Annotated in this window: 21 protein-coding genes; 9 read left to right on the top strand and 12 right to left on the bottom strand. The window is 63.0% G+C overall.

Annotation, left to right across the window (positions count from 1 at the left end; genetic code table 11):
* Positions 1-24 precede the first annotated feature (24 nt).
* The 7 genes from KBZ22_RS11930 to lysA form a co-directional block, all read right to left on the bottom strand.
* Entirely contained in the window at positions 25-540 is a 516-nt protein-coding gene (locus KBZ22_RS11930; RefSeq protein WP_254941179.1) for a hypothetical protein, read from the bottom strand.
* Entirely contained in the window at positions 537-1,562 is a 1,026-nt protein-coding gene (locus KBZ22_RS11925; RefSeq protein WP_255022126.1) for a DUF952 domain-containing protein, read from the bottom strand. The genes KBZ22_RS11930 and KBZ22_RS11925 overlap by 4 nt, the downstream gene beginning before the upstream one ends.
* Positions 1,528-2,463 carry a rhodanese-related sulfurtransferase gene (locus tag KBZ22_RS11920; protein WP_255022125.1) on the bottom strand — a complete coding sequence of 312 codons (936 nt, stop codon included), beginning with the start codon at positions 2,461-2,463 and terminating at the stop codon, positions 1,528-1,530. Before KBZ22_RS11920 ends, KBZ22_RS11925 begins: the two co-directional genes overlap by 35 nt.
* Positions 2,460-3,347: a biotin synthase BioB gene (bioB, locus tag KBZ22_RS11915; protein WP_396112063.1), complete on the bottom strand. Its 888-nt coding sequence runs from the start codon at positions 3,345-3,347 to the stop codon at positions 2,460-2,462. Before bioB ends, KBZ22_RS11920 begins: the two co-directional genes overlap by 4 nt.
* 67 nt (positions 3,348-3,414) lie before the next feature.
* The gene (locus KBZ22_RS11910) at positions 3,415-4,188 is read right to left on the bottom strand and encodes an isoprenyl transferase (RefSeq protein WP_254941183.1); all 774 of its coding nucleotides are present in this window, start codon (positions 4,186-4,188) and stop codon (positions 3,415-3,417) included.
* Positions 4,185-5,015: a diadenylate cyclase CdaA gene (gene cdaA / locus KBZ22_RS11905; protein ID WP_106632743.1), complete on the bottom strand. Its 831-nt coding sequence runs from the start codon at positions 5,013-5,015 to the stop codon at positions 4,185-4,187. The genes KBZ22_RS11910 and cdaA overlap by 4 nt, the downstream gene beginning before the upstream one ends.
* A 20-nt stretch (positions 5,016-5,035) precedes the next feature.
* Complete coding sequence (gene lysA / locus KBZ22_RS11900; protein WP_255022124.1) at positions 5,036-6,424, bottom strand: diaminopimelate decarboxylase; 1,389 nt, start codon at positions 6,422-6,424, stop codon at positions 5,036-5,038.
* 27 nt (positions 6,425-6,451) lie between these two features.
* Here lysA and rimI point away from each other — a divergent pair, with 27 nt between their 5' ends.
* The 5 genes from rimI (at position 6,452) to KBZ22_RS11875 (ending at position 12,344) form a co-directional block, all read left to right on the top strand.
* Entirely contained in the window at positions 6,452-6,928 is a 477-nt protein-coding gene (rimI, locus tag KBZ22_RS11895; RefSeq protein WP_254941185.1) for a ribosomal protein S18-alanine N-acetyltransferase, read from the top strand.
* Between the two features lie 179 nt (positions 6,929-7,107).
* Positions 7,108-9,660, top strand: a complete 2,553-nt coding sequence (locus KBZ22_RS11890) for an ATP-dependent Clp protease ATP-binding subunit (protein ID WP_255022123.1) — start codon at positions 7,108-7,110, stop codon at positions 9,658-9,660.
* Between the two features lie 52 nt (positions 9,661-9,712).
* Positions 9,713-10,819, top strand: a complete 1,107-nt coding sequence (locus tag KBZ22_RS11885) for an iron-containing alcohol dehydrogenase family protein (RefSeq protein ID WP_254941187.1) — start codon at positions 9,713-9,715, stop codon at positions 10,817-10,819.
* Positions 10,816-11,709 (top strand): alpha/beta fold hydrolase, encoded by an 894-nt coding sequence (locus KBZ22_RS11880; RefSeq protein WP_255022122.1) that lies wholly within the window; start codon positions 10,816-10,818, stop codon positions 11,707-11,709. The genes KBZ22_RS11885 and KBZ22_RS11880 overlap by 4 nt, the downstream gene beginning before the upstream one ends.
* Positions 11,706-12,344, top strand: a complete 639-nt coding sequence (locus KBZ22_RS11875; protein WP_255022121.1) for a DUF2993 domain-containing protein — start codon at positions 11,706-11,708, stop codon at positions 12,342-12,344. Before KBZ22_RS11880 ends, KBZ22_RS11875 begins: the two co-directional genes overlap by 4 nt.
* Before the next feature lie 7 nt (positions 12,345-12,351).
* Here KBZ22_RS11875 and KBZ22_RS11870 read toward each other — a convergent pair whose 3' ends face one another.
* From KBZ22_RS11870 to KBZ22_RS11860, 3 genes are read right to left on the bottom strand one after another with little or no spacing between them, the layout of a single operon-like run.
* Positions 12,352-13,272: a phosphatidate cytidylyltransferase gene (locus KBZ22_RS11870; RefSeq protein ID WP_261347168.1), complete on the bottom strand. Its 921-nt coding sequence runs from the start codon at positions 13,270-13,272 to the stop codon at positions 12,352-12,354.
* A gap of 10 nt (positions 13,273-13,282) precedes the next feature.
* A complete protein-coding gene (gene cbiT, locus KBZ22_RS11865; RefSeq protein WP_254941191.1) occupies positions 13,283-13,942 on the bottom strand; it encodes a precorrin-6Y C5,15-methyltransferase subunit CbiT in 660 nt (219 codons plus the stop codon).
* Between the two features lie 7 nt (positions 13,943-13,949).
* The gene (locus tag KBZ22_RS11860; RefSeq protein ID WP_254941192.1) at positions 13,950-15,281 is read right to left on the bottom strand and encodes a lysine decarboxylase; all 1,332 of its coding nucleotides are present in this window, start codon (positions 15,279-15,281) and stop codon (positions 13,950-13,952) included.
* A gap of 78 nt (positions 15,282-15,359) precedes the next feature.
* Between KBZ22_RS11860 and KBZ22_RS11855 the strand changes: the two genes are divergently transcribed.
* Positions 15,360-17,000, top strand: coding sequence for an AarF/ABC1/UbiB kinase family protein (locus KBZ22_RS11855; RefSeq protein ID WP_255022150.1), 1,641 nt, complete (start codon positions 15,360-15,362; stop codon positions 16,998-17,000).
* 55 nt (positions 17,001-17,055) lie between these two features.
* On the opposite strand, the gene KBZ22_RS11850 is transcribed toward KBZ22_RS11855, so the two are convergent.
* On the bottom strand, positions 17,056-18,351 hold the full coding sequence (locus KBZ22_RS11850) for a hypothetical protein (protein WP_255022120.1): 1,296 nt from the start codon (positions 18,349-18,351) through the stop codon (positions 17,056-17,058).
* A gap of 10 nt (positions 18,352-18,361) precedes the next feature.
* Here KBZ22_RS11850 and KBZ22_RS11845 point away from each other — a divergent pair, with 10 nt between their 5' ends.
* From KBZ22_RS11845 to KBZ22_RS11835, 3 genes are all read left to right on the top strand, one after another.
* A complete protein-coding gene (locus KBZ22_RS11845; protein WP_255022119.1) occupies positions 18,362-19,450 on the top strand; it encodes an ABC transporter substrate-binding protein in 1,089 nt (362 codons plus the stop codon).
* A gap of 38 nt (positions 19,451-19,488) precedes the next feature.
* A complete protein-coding gene (locus KBZ22_RS11840) occupies positions 19,489-19,956 on the top strand; it encodes a hypothetical protein (protein ID WP_106632733.1) in 468 nt (155 codons plus the stop codon).
* A gap of 262 nt (positions 19,957-20,218) precedes the next feature.
* Complete coding sequence (locus KBZ22_RS11835) at positions 20,219-20,785, top strand: hypothetical protein (RefSeq protein ID WP_255022118.1); 567 nt, start codon at positions 20,219-20,221, stop codon at positions 20,783-20,785.
* 6 nt (positions 20,786-20,791) lie between these two features.
* Here KBZ22_RS11835 and KBZ22_RS11830 read toward each other — a convergent pair.
* On the bottom strand, positions 20,792-21,186 hold a 395-nt coding region (locus tag KBZ22_RS11830), incomplete at its 5' end, for a sigma-70 domain-containing protein (protein ID WP_315858614.1).

The following is a 21,186-nucleotide window of genomic DNA, read 5'->3' as shown; positions in this document are numbered from 1 at the left end:
AGCTGATGCCGGCTTCTAAGTTGATCAACCCAGCCCCAGCCGCCGTCCACTGCGGCGCAACACCTCTGTGCAATCGGCCCGCATCAACAGGCCAGCGCCTCCCCAGATCAGCCGGGGGGCCAAATCGGCAACGCCGGCACCGAGCTCGCGCAGGGGGCTGAAGCCCAGCTGGCGGAAGTAGCGCACCAGGCGGCGGTGCTGGGCCTCGCTGTCGCGGATGGCCAGGATCGTGGCCTGGCGGCAGGGGGTTGCCTCCAGGGCCCAGGCAAAGGTGGCCGCCCAGATCAAGGGTCCTACGGCGGCCGTGTCCTCCCCCTGCACCCGCATCGTGTCGAGCCGCAGGCCAGCGGCCGCAGGCAGGGCCCAGCCCTTCATCTCACCCAGCAGCACCAACCTCTCCCCATCCCTGCGCGCCACCCCCAGCCGCAGGCTCCAGGCCACCCCAGCTGGCCGGCCCACCTGCAGGCGCAGCAACAGACCGCGCCGACTGGCCTCGGCCTCCAGCTCGACCAGACTCGGTGCTGGCAGAGGGCTGATCATGGCCGCCACGGCTCAGCCAGCCGCACCGCCTCTGGGGGCAGGGCGCCGTAGAGATGGGGGAACAGCTCCCCGCCCGTACTGCCGGCGTTCGGGGCAGCCGGCTCAAAGCGCACCTCCAAACCGGCAGCGGCAAGGCGCTGGGGATCAATCGTGAGCAACAACACCTCAGCGGCGGGCAGATCGGCGTAGAAGCGGCTAGCGGTGGCCGGCACCTGGTGCGCTGAGCTGAGGTGGATGAAGCCCACCGATTCCAAAGCCAAGCCACGAGTAGAGCGGCGATACACGCCATCGGCCCGGGCCGTCTGCCACTCCTGCCGCAGCGCCAGGTGATAAAGCAAGCCAGGTGAGCGCCAAGGGGTCCGCGCCGCCCAGGGAAACTCCTGCACGGCCGCCAGCTCCGGAGAAGCCAAAAACCGACCCAGCCAGGCCTGGAGCGCCGCCAACTGCGGCTCGGCATCAAAACCCGCCGGATCCACCAGGCGGAACTGGCGCACGAAGGGCAGCAGGGCCCAGTCGGCCAGGGAAGGGCGATCGCCGAGCAACCAGCCTCCTGCCCCCAGTTGCTCGTTCCAGCGGCGCAGGATCGTGAGGCCAGCAAGCCGGTTGGTGCTGGCTGGCTCCCCTGGATAGCGATCTGGGTATTTGAAGCGATCGAGATACTGCTTGAAGGGGCCGTCGTTGGCGGCGATCAGTGAATCCATATCGGCCAGCTGGGCAGGGCTCCAGCCCGCCAACCAGCCGAGGGGGTCGCGGCGCTCCAGGGCCCAGCGGATGATTGCCAGGCTTTCATCCAGCACCTGAGCCCCCAGCACCAGCACTGGCACCGTGCCCTTGGCGGAGGCCTCCAGCAGCTCGGGGGGCTTGGCCTTGAGGCTCACCTCGCGCAACTCCAAGTCCTGGCCAGGCTGCAGGCCCGCGGCAGCTAAAGCCAGCCGCGCCCGGATCGCGTAGGGACAGCGGCGAAAGCTGTACAAAATTGGCTGGTAGTCAGCCAACGGGGCGCCCACCAAGGTGGTACTCACCCCGCTGGCGGGCTCGCTCCATCTGGCGCTGACGCTCGGCGAAGCGCTGCCGATCAGCGTCGCTGAAGCGCTCGATGCAGTGGCGGCAGCTCACCCCGGCCACGTAGCTGGCCAGCGCACGATCGGCAGGTGAAAGCGGCAGGCCGCAGGCATGGCAAACGCTGTGCTCACCGGGCTCGAGCTGGTGGTTGACGGCTACTCGCTTATCAAACACAAAGCACTCGCCACGCCAGCTACTTAGCGGCTCTGGGATCTCCTCGAGGTAGCGCAGGATGCCCCCCTCAAGGTGGTGCACCCCGGCAAAACCCTGCTGCTGCAGGTAGGCCGTGGCCTTCTCACAGCGGATGCCACCGGTGCAGAACATCGCAATCGCCCGAGGCTGGCGCTGCTCAACCAGCGGCCTGAGCTCCCGCTCCACCCACTGGGGAAAATCGCGAAAAGTTGCGGTGCCTGGATCAATCGCACCCTCAAAGCTGCCGATCGCCACCTCGTAGGCGTTGCGGGTGTCAATCACCAGGGTGTCGGGGTCGGCGATCAAGGCATCCCACTGCCCAGGGGGCACGTGGGTGCCCACCTCCGAGGCCAGATAGGGACTCACCTGGGGCTCACCCATGGTCACGATCTCGCGCTTGAGCCGCACTTTGAGCCGGTGGAAAGCCTGAATTTCCGAGCGGCTGAACTTGGCTTCCAACCGCTCCAGGCCAGCCACCTGCCGCAGCCGAGCCAGCAGCGCCTGCACGCCAGCATCTGCTCCGGCAATCGTGCCGTTTACCCCCTCAGCCGCCAGCAGGATCGTGCCGCGTACCCCCTCGGCTGCCGCCAGGTCGCCCAGCTCACGCTGCAGGTCTGGCAGGCCCTCAAGGGCGGCGAAGCGATAAAACGCCGCCACCAGCACACTCATCCGCCCACCTGCACGCCGGCGGCGGCCAGGAGCTCCCGATCGGCATCGACGGCTGGATTGGAGGTGGTGAGCAGGGTGTCGCCATAAAAAATTGAATCGGCCCCAGCGAGCAGGCAAAGAATCTGGGCTTCCCGACCCAGCTGCTCGCGGCCTGCACTGAGCCGCACCCGCGCCTGGGGCATCAAGATCCTGGCCGTGGCCACCATCCGCACCAGCTCTAGGGGGTCGACCGGCGGCAGATCTTCTAAGGGGGTGCCCTCCACCGCCACCAGGGCATTGATCGGCACACTCTCCGGGTGGGGATCCAGGTTGGCAAGCACCTGCAGCAGCCCGGCCCGGTCGGCGTCGGTTTCGCCCATGCCGATGATGCCGCCACAACAGAGGGTGATGCCGGAGCGCCGCACCCGGGCCAGGGTCTCCAGCCGCTCCTGGTAAGTGCGGGTGGTGATGATCCGGTCGTAGTGCTCGGGGCTGGTGTCGAGGTTGTGGTTGTAGGCGGTGAGACCGGCCTCAGCTAGGCGCTCGGCCTGGGAATCGCTCAGCATGCCGGCGGTCACACAGGCCTCCAGGCCCAGCTCGCGCACGCCGCGCACCATCTGCAGCATTGCCTCAAAGGGAGCGCCGTCGCGGATTTCACGCCAGGCCCAGCCCATGCAGAAGCGATGGGCCCCGGCTTGCTTGGCGGCCCGGGCCCGCTCCAGCACCGGCTCCACCTCCAGCTCCGGCCGGCCCGCCACATCGCTGCTGTTGTGCAGCGACTGGGGGCAGTAGGCGCAGTCCTCTTCGCAGCCGCCGGTCTTGACGCTGAGTAGGGAGGCCAGCTGCACGTGGTAGCCGGGGTTGGCGGCGCGGTGCACCTGCTGGGCCTGCCAAAGCAACTCCATCAGCGGCTGCTCCAACAGCGCCTGGATTTCAGAACGGGACCAGTCGTGACGCGTGATCAAGGCGAGTTCAGCAGGGTTCGACACCACCAAAGCGGCGCTGGCGGCCCTGGTAGTCGAGCAGGGCATCCAGCAGGGCCGCCTGATTGAAATCGGGCCAGAGCACATCGGTGATGTGGATTTCGGCGTAGGCGAGCTGCCAAAGCAGGAAATTGCTGATGCGCCTCTCGCCACTGGTGCGGATCAACAGATCCGGATCGCACTCACCAGCGGTGTGCAGCTCGGCGGCAAGCTGCTGCTCATCTATTGCGGCAGGATCTAGTTCCCCAGCCACGCAGCGCTGGGCCAGTCGCTGGGCAGCCCGCACCAGCTCGGCTCGGCCGCCGTAGTTGGTGCAAACGTTGAAGTGAATTCCCGTATTAGCTGCCGTGCGCTCGGTGGCATCGGCAATCAGGCGCCGCAGACCCTCTGGCAGTGGCTCAAGATCGCCAAGAAAGCGAATCCGCACCTGCTCCTGCTCCAGGGACTGAAGCTCGCGGGCCAGCACCCGCTCAAACAGGGCCATCAGAAAGCTCACCTCCTCGCCAGGGCGGCTCCAGTTTTCGGTGGAAAAGGCGTAGGCGGTGAGGGCGCCGATGCCCCAGTCGCTGCAGAGCCGCAAGGTGCGCTTAAGGGCCTCAACCCCCTCCCGGTGGCCCATCACCCGGGGCAGGTTGCGCTGCTTTGCCCAGCGGCCATTGCCGTCCATGATCACGGCCACATGGACCGGCAGGCGCGCGGGATCGAGGCCAACCGGAACGGGCTGGGAGGCTTTCGCAGTGGTGGTCGCCAGGGCGCGACTCATCCGCGTGATTCCGGCGTGTCCTTCGCCACGCTACGCCCAACAGGCAAGGCCAGGGCCTGGCTGAGCAGGTCGTGCAGACGGCTACTGGTAATTGGCCGCTCCAGGCGGCCCTGACTCGCCAGCGACAGGGTGCCGGTTTCCTCCGACACAACGATCGCGAGGCACTGATCGAAGCGCTCGGTCAGCCCTAGAGCCGCCAGATGGCGGGTGCCATAGCGGTTTATGCCCTGACGGGATAGGGGCAGGATCACACCTGCAGCGACGATGCGGTTGGCCTTCACCAGCACGGCACCGTCGTGTAGTGGCGTGTCAGCGGCGAACAGGTTGAGCAGCAAATCCACCGACAGCTTGGCGTCGAGGCCAATGCCTGGATTCAAGAAGTCTTCGGGGCGCAGGTCGCTGCCCAGATCCACAACGATCAAGCCGCCCCGGCGGGCCTGGGAAAGACGGCCGGCAGCCTCACTCAGAACCGCCACCGATCCCGACCCCAGTTGATCTTGGCTGCGGCTGCCAAACAAAACTCCGATGCGGCCGGTGCCAAGCAGCTCCATCAGCCTGCGCAGCTCCCCCTGCCAGAGAATCGCCAGGGCGAGGCTGCAGGCCAGCACCAGGGCATCAACAAGCTTGCTGGTGAGCGGCAGGTTGGCGTAGCGCTGAACCACCCAGGCCAGGGCCACCAGCAACAAATAACCCCGTAGCAGCCAGAGGGTGCGGGCTTCGGTGACCCGGCCGAGCACAAGCACGCCCAGGCCGAAGGCAAATAGCAGATCAAGGAGCAAGCGCAAATCAATCAGCCTTAGCAACTCACCCAGTTGCGGCCCGATCACGCGCACTCCAGTCGATTAATTCACCTTACCGATCGCAACCGAGTTGGCAAAACGTCGTAGCGCAGTAGGTCTTCCGGCTGCTCGCGGCGCTGCACCAAATCAGCGACCCCGTCGTGGACCAGCACCGCCGCTGGCCGAGGGATGCGGTTGTAGTTGGAGCTCATCGAGGCGTTGTATGCGCCGGTGGCAAACACAGCCAACACATCGCCACTGCCAGCTGGCGGCAGGGCCAGATCCTTGAGCAGCACGTCGCCGGATTCGCAGTGCTTACCAGCAACGGTGACGGTTTCGGTGGCCTCGGCCGTGGGGCGATCGGCCAACAACGCCGTGTATTGAGACTGGTAGGTGATCGGCCGAGGGTTGTCGCTCATGCCGCCGTCCACCGAGAGGTAGGTGCGGATGCCAGGGATGTCCTTGCGGCTGCCCACCTCGTAGAGGGTGACCCCACCGCTGGCCACCAGGGAACGCCCCGGTTCACAGAGCAGGCGGGGCAACTCCAGCCCCCGCTCCTGACAGGCCGCCGCCACCGCCTCGGCCACGGTGCGCACCCACTCACTGATGCTCGGCGGATCGTCGCTGGTGGTGTAGCGAATACCCAGGCCACCGCCCACGTTGAGATCAACCACCGGGTGACCCAGGGAGCGGGCCAAGGCCAGGGCATCGGCCATCACGCCAGCTAGGTCGCGATGGGGCTGGAGCTCGAAAATCTGGGAGCCAATATGGGCGTGCAGCCCGGTGAGCTGGGCCCAGGAACAGGTCGCCAGGTGCTGCAGCACCGCTTCGAGCTGGTCGGGATCGAAACCAAACTTGCTATCGAGGTGGCCGGTGCGGATGTACTCATGGGTGTGGCACTCAATACCCGGCGTAAAACGCAGCATCAGCTGCACGGTTCGCTGCAAGTCAGGGGCCAGAGCAGCCAGCAGCTCAAGATCGCGCCAGTTGTCAGCCACCACCGTGACGCCCTGCTCAGCGGCGAGGGCCAGCTCTTCGCGGCTCTTGTTGTTGCCGTGCAGCACGATGCGCTCCGCCGGCATGCCCCCCTGCAGGGCGGTGAGCAACTCGCCAGCAGAAACCGCATCAAGCCCCAGGCCTTCGGATGCCACTAGGGCAGTTATGGCCAAGGAGCTATTAGCTTTGGAGGCGTAGATAGCTAGGGCATGCCCTGGGTAGTGCTCGGCGAGGGCTTCCCGGTAGGCCCGGCAGGTGCCCCGCAGGGTGGCTTCATCGAGCACATATAAAGGAGTGCCGTAATCGCGGGCCAGGTCGCTCAGCAGGCAGCCACCCACCACTAGGCGCCCCTCACTGTCGAGGGCAGTGGTGAGTGGGGTGAGATTGCGATTAGGACTATGGGGATCCCTATCGCGTTCAAAGGGATTCAGCAGCGCAACGGGCTCATGGGAGGTCAGCATGACTGTGGCCGCGCGGGTCAAGTGAGCATGAATGTAAGGAACTACTTGGCGGCGCTGCACCTGACAGCCCTGTGTCCTGAGCACCTGGAGGCCTGCTTAATCCTCGACCAAGCCAGCCTCGGCGGCCTGTGGAACCGCGCCCAGTGGCAGAGCGAGCTGGCGGAGCAGCGACGCCCCGGGGTGGGTCTTTGGCAAGGGCAGCAGCTACTGGCCTTGGCTAGCGGTTGGCTGGTGGTTGATGAACTGCACATCACCGTGGTGGCGGTGGATCCCGAGCAGCGGCGCCGGGGCTTAGGCCAGCAGGTGCTGAAGGCCCTGCTGCTGGAGGCCGGGCAGCAGGGAGCCCTGCACGCCACCCTGGAAGTAAGCCCGGCAAACACTGCGGCAGTAGCCCTATACCGACGACTGGGCTTCCGTGATGCAGGAGTGCGTCGCGGTTACTACCGCAATGGCGAAGACGCCCTGATCCAATGGCTGCGGTTATCTGACATGAATGATGCGTAGCCATGGTGTGGATAACCGGCTTTTCTTATTGCTAATGACCGGCAATTCAGCAATTTGCATTGTTGCCTTCGAACGCCTTAGAGCCAGCCACCGCAGGGGATCTGCCTTTGATGCGGCGTAAACCACACCTCACCTGTTAACCCTGGTAGCTTGGAAGGACTTGCACCAGGCCTAGGCCCATGTTCGAGCGGTTTACCGAGAAAGCCATCAAGGTGATCATGCTGGCCCAAGAGGAGGCCCGCCGCCTTGGCCACAACTTTGTGGGCACCGAACAGATTTTGCTTGGCCTGATCGGTGAAGGCACTGGCGTTGCCGCCAAGGTGCTGAAGTCGATGGGGGTGAACCTCAAGGATGCCCGCGTTGAGGTTGAAAAAATCATCGGCAGAGGCTCCGGCTTCGTCGCCGTGGAGATCCCTTTCACTCCTCGCGCCAAGCGAGTTCTGGAACTCTCCCTTGAAGAAGCTCGCCAGCTTGGTCACAACTACATCGGCACGGAGCACCTACTGCTTGGCTTGATCCGTGAGGGTGAGGGTGTAGCTGCTCGGGTCCTGGAAAACCTTGGCGTTGACCTAGCCAAGGTGCGCACCCAGGTGATCCGCATGCTGGGAGAAACAGCCGAAGTCGCCGCCGGTGGCGGCAGCGGCAAGGGCTCCACAAAAACACCAACCCTCGACGAGTTCGGCAGCAACCTCACCCAGCAGGCCGCTGATGGCAAGCTCGATCCGGTGGTGGGTCGTCAGAACGAAATCGAGCGGGTAATACAAATATTGGGTCGTCGCACTAAGAATAATCCGGTCCTAATTGGCGAGCCTGGCGTTGGCAAAACAGCCATCGCCGAGGGCTTGGCTCAGCGGATCAATTCTGGTGATATTCCAGACATCCTCGAAGACAAGCGAGTCCTCACCCTGGACATCGGCCTGCTGGTGGCAGGCACCAAATATCGGGGTGAATTTGAGGAACGCCTCAAAAAAATCATGGAGGAAATTCGCAGCGCCGGCAACGTGATCCTCGTGATCGATGAGGTGCATACCTTGATTGGCGCAGGTGCAGCAGAAGGTGCAATCGATGCCGCAAACATCCTCAAGCCTGCCCTAGCCCGGGGCGAACTTCAGTGCATCGGTGCCACCACCCTTGATGAATACCGGAAACACATCGAGCGCGATGCGGCCTTGGAGCGTCGCTTCCAACCGGTCATGGTGGGCGAGCCTTCCGTTATCGACACGATTGAAATTCTGCGCGGTCTCAAGGATCGCTACGAAGCTCACCACCGCCTCAAAATCGCCGATGAGGCCCTGATTGCGGCAGCCACCCTGGGCGACCGCTACATCTCTGATCGCTTCCTCCCAGACAAGGCAATCGACCTGGTAGATGAAGCCGGCAGCCGAGTGCGGCTGATGAATTCCAAGTTGCCGCCGGCAGCCAAGGAAGTCGACAAGCAGCTGCGCGCTGTCCAGAAAGACAAGGAACAGGCCGTGCGCGAGCAAGACTTCACCAAGGCTGGTGAGTTGCGCGACAAGGAAGTAGAGCTGCGCGAGCAGATTCGCTCGATCCTGCAGACCCGCAAAGATGAAGAGCCCGCATCCGAGCCCGTGGCCGCTGAGGTCGGTAGTAGTGCACCCGTAGCGGTTTTTGAAGGCGCCGCCGAAGGCGATCGCACGCCCATGGTTACGGAGGAGGACATCGCCCACATCGTTGCCTCTTGGACTGGGGTGCCTGTTCAGAAGCTCACTGAAAGCGAGACAGCCAAGCTGCTGAACATGGAGGAGACCCTCCACCAGCGTTTGATTGGCCAAGACGAAGCCGTTAAGGCCGTGTCCCGTGCCATCCGCCGGGCCCGGGTGGGGCTGAAAAATCCCAACCGCCCGATTGCCAGCTTCATCTTCTCCGGCCCCACCGGCGTTGGCAAAACCGAGCTCACCAAGTCGTTGGCGGCTTACTTCTTCGGCAGCGAAGAAGCCATGATCCGGCTTGACATGTCGGAATTCATGGAGCGCCACACGGTCAGCAAGCTGATCGGCTCCCCTCCCGGATATGTGGGCTTCAATGAAGGTGGCCAGCTCACCGAGGCTGTGCGCCGCCGTCCCTACACCGTGGTGCTATTCGACGAGATCGAAAAAGCTCACCCCGATGTGTTCAACCTGCTGCTGCAGTTGCTCGAAGACGGTCGCCTGACCGATTCCAAGGGCCGCACGGTGGACTTTAAGAACACCCTCATAATCATGACCTCGAACATTGGTTCGAAGGTGATTGAAAAGGGCGGCGGTGGCCTTGGCTTTGAGTTCGGCGGTGGTGACGCGGATGAAACCAACTACAACCGCATTCGCTCGCTAGTCAATGAGGAGCTGAAGCAATACTTCCGCCCCGAATTCCTCAACCGCCTCGACGAAATCATTGTCTTCCGTCAGCTCAACCGCGAGGAAGTTAAAGACATTGCCGAGATCATGCTCAAAGAAGTGTTCGGCCGGATGTTGGAGAAGGGTATTGCCCTATCCGTTACTGAAGCCTTTAAGGAACGGCTGGTCGAGGAGGGCTACAACCCCTCCTACGGCGCCCGTCCCCTACGTCGAGCAGTGATGCGGCTGCTTGAAGATTCGCTGGCTGAGGAATTCCTCACCGGACGGATTGGCGATGGTGACTCCGCCCTGGTGGATGTCAATGAGGACAAGCAGGTATTTATCCGCAAGCAGGCAGCCCTGCCGGCCGAGCCGGAATTGGCAGCGGCTGCAGTTTGAGGAGATTCGGGTCTAGCCCGTACCATCACTTGGGGATGAAAGCAGCAGCGGGATGAGCAACTCCCTGAGCCAACACGCCATCGCACCTGCAGAGGTGTTGCGGGGCCCTGGAGCGTGGCTCCAGGGCATCTCGCGGCTTGCAGCCCTGGGCCAGCGCCCACTGGTGCTTGGTCGCAGCGCCGTAACAGCCCAGCTGAGGCAGCAACTGGTTGCCGACCTACACAAGGCTGGGCTCCAGCCCCACTGCGCCGAGTTGCAGTTCGACTGCTGCGAAGAAGACCTGAAAAAGGTCTCTGCGATTTGTCAAAAGCAAAGCTGCGATGCAGTTGTTGCCATTGGTGGCGGCAAGGTGCTCGATGCCGGCAAGTTGCTGGCCCACCGGCTGAGTCTGGCCTGCATCACCGTGCCCACCAGTGCGGCCACCTGCGCGGGCTGGACTGCCCTGGCAAACATCTATTCAGTTGAAGGTGCCTTTCTGGGCGATGTGGCCCTGGCCCGCTGCCCAGATCTGTTGATCTTTGACCACGACCTGGTCCGCCAAGCCCCAGCCCGCACCTTGGCAAGCGGCATCGCCGACGCCATGGCCAAGTGGTACGAGTCGTCCGTGAGTAGTGGCGCCAGCGGCGATGGCCTGGTGCAGCAAGCGGTTCAGATGGCCCGGGTGCTGCGTGACCAACTCATGCTGGAAGCTGAATTTGCCCTCCAGGATCCCCACGGCGCCGCCTGGGAGCGGGTGGCTGAAGCCTGCGGGCTCAGCGCTGGCTTGATCGGCGGTATTGGGGGAGCCCGCTGCCGCACCGTGGCTGCCCATGCCGTTCACAACGGCCTCACCCAACTGGAGGCAAGCCATGGCCGCCTACATGGCGAGAAGGTGGGCTTCGGGATCCTGGTGCAGCTGCGGCTGGAGGAGGTGCTCGGCGGCAACCAGCTCGCCGGCCAATCCCGGCGCCAGCTGCTGCCCCTGTTCCGCAAGCTCGGCCTGCCGGTGAGCCTGGAGGAACTTGGTCTGGCTGAGGCAGGCCTGCACCAGCTGCAGCAGGCCTGCGCCTTTGCCTGCCGCGATGATTCCGATCTGCACCACCTGCCCTTTCCCGTAGGGCCCAACGACCTACTGGCCGCCCTGGTGAGCACCTGCAGCAGCGAGCGCCAGCCCGCGTGAACAGGGAGCCCACAGCCCAGCAAGCCCTGGTGGCGGCAGCGGCCAGCAGCCTGCTGGATCCCCAGGGCAGGGCCCTGGCAGCGCAGGTGCAGTGGTGGCCCCTGCCTGAACTCGGCGAGGAGGGGCCCTGGCCTGTGGCCGTGCTGGGCGAAGGGCCACCGGTGTTGCTGCTGCATGGCTTTGATAGTTCCTTCCTGGAATTCCGGCGTGTGGCCCCCCTGCTGGCCAGCGGCGTGCAGCTATTCATTCCCGACCTTTACGGCTTTGGCTTCTGCCCAAGGCCCACCGGCGGCGATTACAGCCCCAGTGGCGTGCTGCGCCACCTGGAGGTTTTGGCGAGGGAAATTGGCAGCCGCAATCCCGCCCCCCTCGGCCTGATCGGCGCCTCGATGGGTGGCTCGGTGGCGGTGGAGCTGGCCCGACGCCTGCCCGAGCAGGTGAATCGGCTACTGCTGCTGGCTCCCGCCGGCCTAACTGGCCGTCCCATGCCCCTGCCGCCCCTGCTCGATGGCCTAGGGGTGCGCTTTCTGGCCCTGCCAGGGGTGCGCCGGGGCCTTTGCCGCACCGCCTTCGCCGATCCGGACGCCGCCGTGGGAGCTGCCGAACTGGAGATCGCATCGCTGCACCTGCAAAGCCCTGGCTGGGCTGATGCCCTGCGGCGCTTTGCCCGCTCCGGTGGCTTCGCCGGCGGCGGCGCCCCCCTGCCCAACCAACCAATCACGGTGCTGTGGGGAGCCAATGACCGCATCCTGCGGGCACCCCAGAAGCGGGCGGCCCTGGCCCTGTTAGGAGAACGGGTGCGTGAGCTGGATGCCTGCGGCCATTTACCGCACCTCGACCAGACCGCCACCGTCGCCTCCACCTGGCTCGGCGCCCCTTCCCAGCAATGAGCAGCAGCGACGACAAACCAGGCGGGCCGGTGATGCAGCTGCTGGCCAGCGGCCTGCAGCTCTGGGTGCGCCAGCAGTGCCAGTCCATCGGCAGTCTCGATATCCAGCTTCAAGGAACTGGCCTGCAACTACTGCGCGGTCGCCTGGCCGGCGTGCAACTGCTGGCCCGCCGGGTGATCTACAAAGACCTCCACTTCGAGCTGGTGGAGCTAAACAGCGGCCCCATCCATGTGCACAGCGGCAACCTGCTCAAGGGCCAACCGCTGCAGCTGGAGCGGGCCTTCGAGATCCACGGCCAGGTAAGCCTCACCGCCGACGGCCTCACCCGCTCCCTCAGCGCCCCCCAGTGGCGCGCTTTAGGCGATGGCCTAGGCGAAGCCCTGCTTGGCATCGTGCCCCTGGTGGAACTGCGCATGTGCCGCGACAGCCTGGTGTTTGCAGCCCGGGCCCTCGGCACTCCAGACCTGGTCGAGCTGGCCACCACCGTTGTGGCAGCCAGGGGCAGCATCGAAATCAACTCCGTAGTCGGCAACGTCAGCAGCAGGCTGCCGATGGATCCCAGCATCCACATCAGTGATGCCCGCATAGAAGCAGGCATGGTGCAGCTGATTGGCACAGCCCAGGTGAGCCCTTAGCCCTGCACTAGCCCTGCAAAAGCGGTAATACCAGGGTTACCAGCGAGTAAACCACAGCCGGCACAAACAGATAGCTGTCGATTCGATCCAGGATCCCGCCATGGCCAGGGATGGCATCACCGGAATCCTTTAGGCCTGCATCGCGCTTCATCATCGATTCGGTGAGATCACCCACCAGGGCAAACAGGGCCACCACCGCACCGAGCACCGCACCGATCAGCCAGCCCCAGCTCCAGCCGATCAAGGTGCCGCCGAAAGCACCCACCGCCACAGCACAGGCCACCCCGCCCAGGGCACCCTCCACCGTTTTGCCAGGGGAGATTGGCGAAAGCGGATGGCGCCCCAGTCGGCGGCCGATCACGTAGGAGCCGATGTCGGTAGCAACGATCAGGAAGCAGGCCAGCAGGGTGAGGGCGAGCCCGGCGCTGGCGGGCCAGGGCTGGCCGGCCAGGTTGGGCGCCAGAGCGTCGCCGGCCAGGTCGCGCAGACGTATCCAGTAGCTGGGCAGAAAACCCAGGTAAAACAGCCCGAAAATTGAAGCGGCGATGTCGGCGATGGTGCCGGTGACCGGCTGCAACAGCAGCCAGCCGCAGATCACCGCCCCAGAGGCCGGCAGCACCGCTGCGGCCACATCGCCGGCAAACCAACCGCCACCCAGTAAGCCACTGCCACTGGCCAGCTGGGTGGTGACCAGCAGCAGCTGCACCGCCACCAGGGTGGTTTTGGTGGCGGGCCGGATCCCCTTGAACTGGGCCATCCGGAAGAACTCCAGCAGCCCCAAGTGCACGATCACCCCTACGGCCACCGTGAACCACCAGCCCCCAAGCATCACCACCACGAAGCCAAAGCCCCCAGCCAGCCAGCCGCTCAGCAGCCGGGGCAGGGAGGTGGCGGTGCGGGGTTTAGCTGGCTGGGTAGGGGGTATCAACACGCGGCGATCAGGAGGGCTCAGAGCTAGCTGGGCGCTCGGCAGCAATCAAAAACAGTGGTTCGGCCGCAGCCAATTTGGCCTGGCTGCCGCGCCGTTGCATGCGATGCACGGTGGCCTGCACCACCTGCACATCGCGGGCCGCCAGCTGGCCCAGGGTATCGGTGGCATCCACCAAGCCCTCCAGGCTGGCGGTGCTAATCACCAAGCGCCCGCGGGGCACCAGCGCTTCCCATACCGCCAGCAGCACATCACCCAAGGGCCGTCCCACCTCCAGCAGCACCCGATCTGGGTGGGCGGGCAGCTGGTCCAGATCATCTGGCGCAGCGCCAGCGTGAATGTGCAGGTTGGTGATGCCAAAGCGGCGTCGGTTTTGCTCCAACAACTCGATGGCATCGGGGTCGCGCTCAAGGGTATGCACCGCACCCCTGGGCATCAGCCGGGCGATTTCCAGGGCCAGGGCACCGGTGCCGCCGCCCACATCCCACACCAGGGAATCGGCGCGGGGGCGCAGATGGGCCAGCAGCATCACCCTCAGCTCCATGGGGGTGGGGCTGAAGCCCGGAGCGTCTTCAAAGGCACTATCCGGCAGCCCAGGGGTGACGAAATCCCACTGGTAGGTCGGCTGCTGGGAAGCTTGGCCTAGATCGGCCGCGGCGTTGGGATCCATCGGCCTCCTATCCGGCCACAACCCTCACCGTATCAGCGATCTGGCCTGGCCAAAGGTGCTGCTGCTGCCGCAGCCAGGTAGCCCTAGCCAGATCGATCCGCTCGCCGGGCACCAGCAGGGGTATACCCGGCGGATAGGGACAAAGGGGTTCGGCGGCGATCCGTCCAGCTGCCGCCGCCAAAGCCACTACTTCCGCCGGAGCGCGCCAGGCCTCGGCCAGGGGCAGCTCCGGCTCAGCTACCAGCGGCAGCGGTGGCGCGCTGAAGGGTGGCAGGGGTGGTCCCCCCAGGGCACGCCGCAGGCGCAGCAGCTGGTGGGGCAGGCGCCAAAGCAGCCCAGGGGGCGGCGCCATACCCAAGCAAAAAGTGAGCGCCCCCGGTTCCGGCAACTCCGCGATCACACCCCGCTGCAGCAACCAGGCATCGGCCTCCAGCCCATTGATTCCCATGGCAGCGGTGTGCAGCACCAACCGCAGCGGGTCGTCATTTGCAACCAGGGGCAAGCCCAGTGCACGACAGCGGCGCTGCAGGCGCTCGCCGCAGCGCCATGCCGCTTGCCAGCGGCGCCGGCCTGCCGAGCTGGTGAGGTCATCGAGGGCAGCTGCTGCGGAGGCCAGCAGCAGGGCGCTGGGGCTGGAGGTCTGCAGCCACAGCAGGGCCCGGACCACGGCATCGCGATCAGCCCTGCCGCCCTGCAGCAGCAGGGCGGCGCTCTGGGCCAAACCGCCGCCAGCCTTCTGGCCCGAGAGCACCACCAGGTCGGCCCCGGCCGCCAAGGCCTCGCCGCGGCCATGGGCTTGATCAACCAGGACGGGTAGCCCACGGCCGTGGGCCAATGCCACCAGGGCCGGCAGCTCGGCGCGCTGGCCCTGGTAGCTCGGCGACACCAGCACAAGGGCCGCCAGGGGACCGTCCTGCTCTGCTGCTGCAAGCACCACCTCGAGATGGGCTGGACCCGGAGGCAGCCACAGGCCACTGGCCGGATCGAAGGGCAGGTCAAACAGCACGGGCCGCAGCTGGCCCAGCACGCAGCCGTGCAGCAGGGAGCGGTGCAGGTTGCGGGGAAGCAGCACCCGGCTGCCAGGGGGAGCGAGGGCTAGCAGGGCTGCCTGCAGCAGGCCACTGGCACCATTAACACCAAACCAGAGCGCCTCCGCTCCAAGCTGGGATGCACAACGCCGCTGAGCCTCAGCGACGGCGCCGGTATCGATCAGGGGACCACCCTGCTCCGGCAGCTCCGGCAGATCCCAGCTGCCCGGCCGCTGGCGCAGCAGGCGCCGCAGGGCAGGAGACAGACCCCGACCACGGCCGTGGGCCGGCAGATGCAGCGGCAGGCCCATGGAAAGAGGGATGGCGTTAATAGAGTCTGCTCAACTAGCCGCTGCCGTGACTTGACCAACGCCGAAGCTGCCAGCGAGCTGGGTTACGACCCAGGCAGAGACCTGCGCTGGTTGCTGTTGCGTCCCTGGGTGCTGATAGCACGGCTGCTCGTGGTGATCTGGCAGCTGTCCAGCCTGGCCCTGGTGTTGGTGGTGCAGGGGAACAGCAGCAATGCCCAAGTGCAGCAACGACTGGGAAGGCGCATTCTCACAACGCTCACGGACCTGGGCCCCTGCTTCATCAAGGTGGGCCAAGCCCTTTCCACCCGGCCCGATCTGGTGCGGCGCGACTGGCTCGAACAGCTCACCCAGCTGCAGGACAACCTGCCCGCCTATCCCCATGGGATTGCGCTAGCAACCATTGAGCAGGAATTGGGCGCCCCGGCCGACCAGCTATTTGAGGTATTCCCCGACTACCCCGTAGCAGCAGCCAGCCTGGGCCAAGTCTACAAAGCGCAGCTCGCTGATGGCCACTGGGTGGCCGTCAAGGTGCAACGCCCCAATCTGCCCACCATTCTGCGGCGGGATCTAGTGATCATCCGCCTGTTGGCTGTGCTGAGTGCGCCGCTGCTGCCACTCAACCTGGGCTTTGGCCTCGGCGACATCATCGATGAATTCGGCTCAACTTTGTTCGAGGAGATTGATTACCGGCTCGAGGCCAATAACGCTGAACGATTTGCCGATCTGTTCGCCCGCCAACCAGAGGTGACCGTGCCGCGGGTGGAGCGACTGCTATCCAGCCAGCGGGTGCTCACCACCCAGTGGATTAATGGCACCAAGTTGCAGGAACGCCAGGCGCTGGAGGCTCGCAACCTGGACCCCTCGGCCCTGATCCGCACTGGCGTGATCGCCGGGCTGCAGCAACTGCTCGAATTTGGCTATTTCCACGCTGATCCCCACCCGGGCAACCTGTTTGCGCTCTCCGGCAAAACCGGCCCCCTGGGCCATGTGGCCTATGTGGATTTCGGCATGATGGATTCGATCAGTGACAGCGATCGCCTCACCCTCACCGGCGCCGTTGTTCACCTGATCAATCGGGATTTCACCGCCCTCGCGGCTGATTTCGTCAGCCTGGGTTTCCTCAATCCCCGGGCCGATCTCGAGCCAATCATTCCTGCCCTAGAGGAGGTGCTTGGTGGCGCCCTAGGCGACAACGTGGGCTCCTTCAACTTCAAAGCCATCACCGATCGCTTTTCGGAGCTGATGTATGCCTATCCCTTTCGTGTGCCGGCTCGCTTCGCCCTGATCATTAGGGCGGTGGTGAGCCAGGAGGGCCTGGCCCTGCGGCTTGATCCCAGCTTCAAGATCATCAGGGTTGCCTATCCATACGTGGCCCGGCGCCTGCTGGCAGGCGACACCAGTGAGATGCGCGAAAAACTACTTGAGGTGCTCTTTGATCGACAAGGACGCCTGCAGCTTGAACGACTAGAAAATCTATTGGCGGTTGTGGAGAACGATTCCACTAGCCCCGATTTGCTTCCAGTTGCGGGAGCTGGCCTGAAGCTGCTGCTGGGTCCAGAAGGCGGCAGCCTGAGGCAACGGCTCCTTCTTACTCTGGTTCAGGGCGATCGCCTGCACACAGACGATTTGCGAGCCCTGATGGGCCTGATGGGACGTACTTTTTCACCTCGCAAGTTGGTGAGTGGCATGCTAGCGAAACTCACACTGCAACCCGCCTAAACTATAGACATACTTAAACAATGGTCTTAAATAATAGGCTTAAACAATAGATATTTCAGCCAACCTGGGGGATCGTCATCCAGCAGAAGGTAATTGCAGTACCACCCAACAGAACCACCACTAGGGGCCAGGTATCATCAAGGCGATTTAGATGCAGCAATAACGCTTGCTTCTCGGCGGGATCTTCAATCGATTCCATCACGGCATAGCGTCGTCCAATCCATAGAACCAACACAAATGCCGTCAGAGTAACTACGTAAGCAACGACGTACACTTGATCAAGGAAGGTAAGAAAGGGCAAATCAGGCAACTTGTCACGATAGGTTTGCTGTAGGAAAACCAGGGTAAGGAGCACAGTGACCGGGATACTGGCACGAGCATCCTGCTCATCAGGGCGCACCTTAAATACCAACAACACCATGGCCATCAACACGGAGAGGGGCAACAACAATCTCCAGAAAGACGACCACGAAGAGGTGCCATAGGAGATCTCAAAGAGGATTTGGCTGTAGTCGTTTTCTTCGCCACCAAGCCCAAAATTCGTAGCGTAGTGGTGCCTGTATTCCGCAATCGACCAGCCGGTATTTAGCCAGCCAATAATTCGTGCATAGAGACCCATGCCGCTGTTGCGTATCTCTGGAATTAAACGGAGATTTTGATAGCTAAGCTGGCCGTCTATATCGTTAGCCTCAATCACAAGTGGCAGGCTTATGCTCATGAAAGGATAGTGCCGAAAACTAGCCTTGTCTACATAATAGCGACCCACATAGGTAAACAATTGATAGTAACTACCATCTGCAAGCCGCGCGGGAACATTGCCCACCGGCCTAAGGCTTGAGTCTTTGTCGGAAAGCAGGGTATTCAGAACAATAAACATACTCGAAATATCTCCACCGCGAGCCTCCACATAGCGCTGCATAGGCTCCTCCCAGCGCAGCCAAACATAGCCATTACTCGAATAGGTTGGCACCGTTAGATCAAGCTCATAATTGCTAGTTGAATACACTCCTACTTCTACCTTGTATTGGGCTCGCTCAAACTCAGCCCGATCCACCCGTTCCTCCCCGGCGCTGAGCTGGTCTCCCCGCATGGCGCTCCACACACCAAGGGCAGGCTTTTCGCCGAAGGGCAAGGTGGTGAGAGCACGGGACGCGGAAGAGAGACGCAAAGAGTCGCGGCTTAGCACTGGGCTCACATCAATGCGCCCGATCCCCAAAATTGCCAGGATGGCCGCCAGAACAACGGCAACCATCGCCAGCACGTTCCAAGGCCTTTGCCTGCGCTTACCCATGCCCAACCGCTGCAGTTTGCTGAAGTTAAGTCCGAAAGCCGTTTGGGGGCGAGTGGGCACCGCAGCAGCTTTGGCCTTGACGCTGAGCCTGCCTGCCCTGGCATCAACAGAAATGGTGCTGGGGCAGTCGGCGGCACTCAGCGGCCCCTCCGGCATGCTCGGCAGCGAATACCGGGAAGGGGCTCTGGCCTATTTCGCCGAAGTGAATCGCCAAGGTGGCGTCCATGGCAAGCGACTGAAGCTGCTGAGCCTCGACGACCGCTATGACCCACCTCTCACCCTGCGCAACACCAAGCAGCTGGTTGAACGCGACAAAGTGTTTGCTTTATTTGGTTATGTGGGCACCCCCACCGTCAAGGCGGTGTTGCCCTTGGTTGAGACACAGAAAATTCCACTAATAGCTCCACTCACCGGCGCCCAGCTGCTACGCCAGCCCCATCGCCCCATGGTGTTCAACCTACGTACCAGCTACCACATGGAAATTGACCGGATGGTCGACTACCTGGTGCGCAGCGGCCGCCATCGCGTTGCGGTTGTCTATCAAAACGATGCCTTTGGTAAAGACGGCCTCAAGGGATCTCTCAAGGCCTTGAGACGCCATGGCCTCAAGCCAGTGGCCACTGCCAGCGTTGAGCGCAACTCAAACCAAACCGGCGGGGCAGCCAGCATGGTGCAAAACGCCAATGCCAACGCGGTTTTGGTGATAGCGGCCTACCCGAGCTCGGCCTCCTTAAGCCGCGAGATGCGGCGGCGCGGCAACACAGCCCAGCTGATGAACGTGTCGTTTGTAGGTACCAGCGCCCTGCGGGCCTCGCTGCAAAGCCATGAGGCCAGTGGCATAGGCGTGGCCCAGGTGGTGCCTTTCCCTTGGAACGAAAGGGTGCCAGTGGTGAAGGAATACCAGAAATTAATGCGCCGCCAGCAGGCCAAACCCCAATTCGGCTTCATCAGCCTCGAGGGCTTCCTTGCCGCCAAGATGACGGTGGAAGGCCTGCGTCGGGCCGGGCCGGCGCCAACCCGCCAACGCTTTGTGACCGCGCTTGAAACGATGCGCGATTTAGACCTTGGCGGCTACCGGGTGCAACTGGGTCCCCAGGACCACAACGGCAGCAGCTTCGTCGAACTCACCTTCCTGGGTTCCCAGCGCTGGGAACCCTGAGGGCCTAGGGTCTCGGCCACCCAGACCAGTCTCAGCAGATGGCCAGCCTGCCCCTCGACGCCATGGACAGCAGCGCCCTGCCGGACGGCTGGATGTACGCCGACCTCGATGCAAGCGACATCCTGCTGGAATATGCACAGATCATCCAGCCCCCCTACCTAGTAGCTGGTGTGGGCCTGGCCATCGGCGTGCTCTGCGGGCTCACCTTCGCCAAATTGGTAGAAAACAAGCTGGAGGGCTGGAAACAGGATCGCCTGCCCCTGCTTCCGCTTGGCAGTTTTGCGGTCACCCTGCCTTACTTCGGCGTGGTGATCGGCATCACCCTGTTTATTGGCGGCAGCCTGCAGGTATTCGGTTTCTCGGCGGGGGTTGCCCTGCTGGTTTCTTTTGTGTTGTCGATTGCCACAGCTGGCGCCCTGTGGGTGCAGCTGGAACGGCTTATGGCTCAGGTTGAAGCAGGCACCTTCAGCGCAGTCGACTTCGACAACTTCGATCAGTTTTTCTAATTTTACTACTTAAAAAGACATCAGCTTGCCCATAAAATAAGCAGCAAAAGATATATTCATAGCCGCCATATCATCGCTTGAATTGGTTCAAAAATTCCCCAATTAAACCTAAATATTTCATCCCACCATCAGCCGGAGCAAAATTATGGCAAGTGAGCCTTCAAACCAGACAAGCGCTGGACCCGCCGACATGCTGCGCGAGCGCCTAACTAGCGGCAGGGGGCGACTAGCGGTAATTGCTGCTACGACAGGCGTCTGGGGAATGGATCTTCTGCTGGTTAATCATCTGCGGCATCGCAGCTTGATTGCTCCAAATCTCAGCGATTTGGTACACAGCATCGACATCGTTGCCACAATTGCCTTCATCGCCGTAACAATCGGGCTAACGGTCAGCCTATTTCGCGGCAAAAACCGCCACCTGTTCCGCTGGGCCCTGGCCTATCTGCTGTTTTCAATGCTTCAGGTGATAGCCAACGTGCTGTCCATGGTTGCAACTGCTGGCAGCCATCAAGGCGGTGGACTGGCAGGATTGTGGGATGTGGCAGCCGTCTATATGGAAAGCGTACTCGTATTTATGTTTGTCTATATCTTTCTTGATGTCAGCACTCCAGGCGGTGCATTTATTTGGCCCAGCCGACAGGGAGAAGAACCACCAGAACCCCACATCATCGACTACCTGTTTATCTCGATGAACGTCAATTCCACCTACGGACCCACATCTGAAGCCGTTATGTCACGGAGAGCCAAGCTCGTTATGGCTCTCCAGGTTCTTCTTGCCATCGTGATGTTGACCGTACTGATTGCTCGCAGCGTCAGCTCCACCGGCTGAGTCAGCTCAAGCCACCAAATAACCCTCAAGCATGCGTGACTGGGCCCGTACGCCTTCGAGGGCTTTGCGCTCCAGGTTGCGAGTTTTGTCGCGGCTCATGCCCAATTGCTTAGCAATGGCACTGAGGCTCATCGGCTCCGAGCTCTCTTGCGGCTCCCCAGCCTCAATCCCATAACGCATCTTCAGCACCCGCCCCTGCAGCTCCGGCAGTTGCTCCAGCAGCGCTCGCAGGTCGCCCTTTAGGCACTCGCCATCCACCCGCTCCTCCGGCAGCTCCGCATCTCCTGCCAGCAGGTCCAGCAGTTCGGTGTCATCACCGTCGCCCACCTTCGTCTCCAAGCTCACCGGTTGGCGCGCACGGCACAGCAGATCCTTCACCTCTTCTTCTGGCAGTTCCACCG

Source organism: Cyanobium sp. L1E-Cus (genome assembly GCF_024345755.1).
GTDB classification, from domain to species: Bacteria; Cyanobacteriota; Cyanobacteriia; order PCC-6307; family Cyanobiaceae; genus Cyanobium_A; species Cyanobium_A usitatum.
Note: the sequence above shows the minus strand (reverse complement) of the source record. Positions and strands in the feature narration are given on the sequence as shown.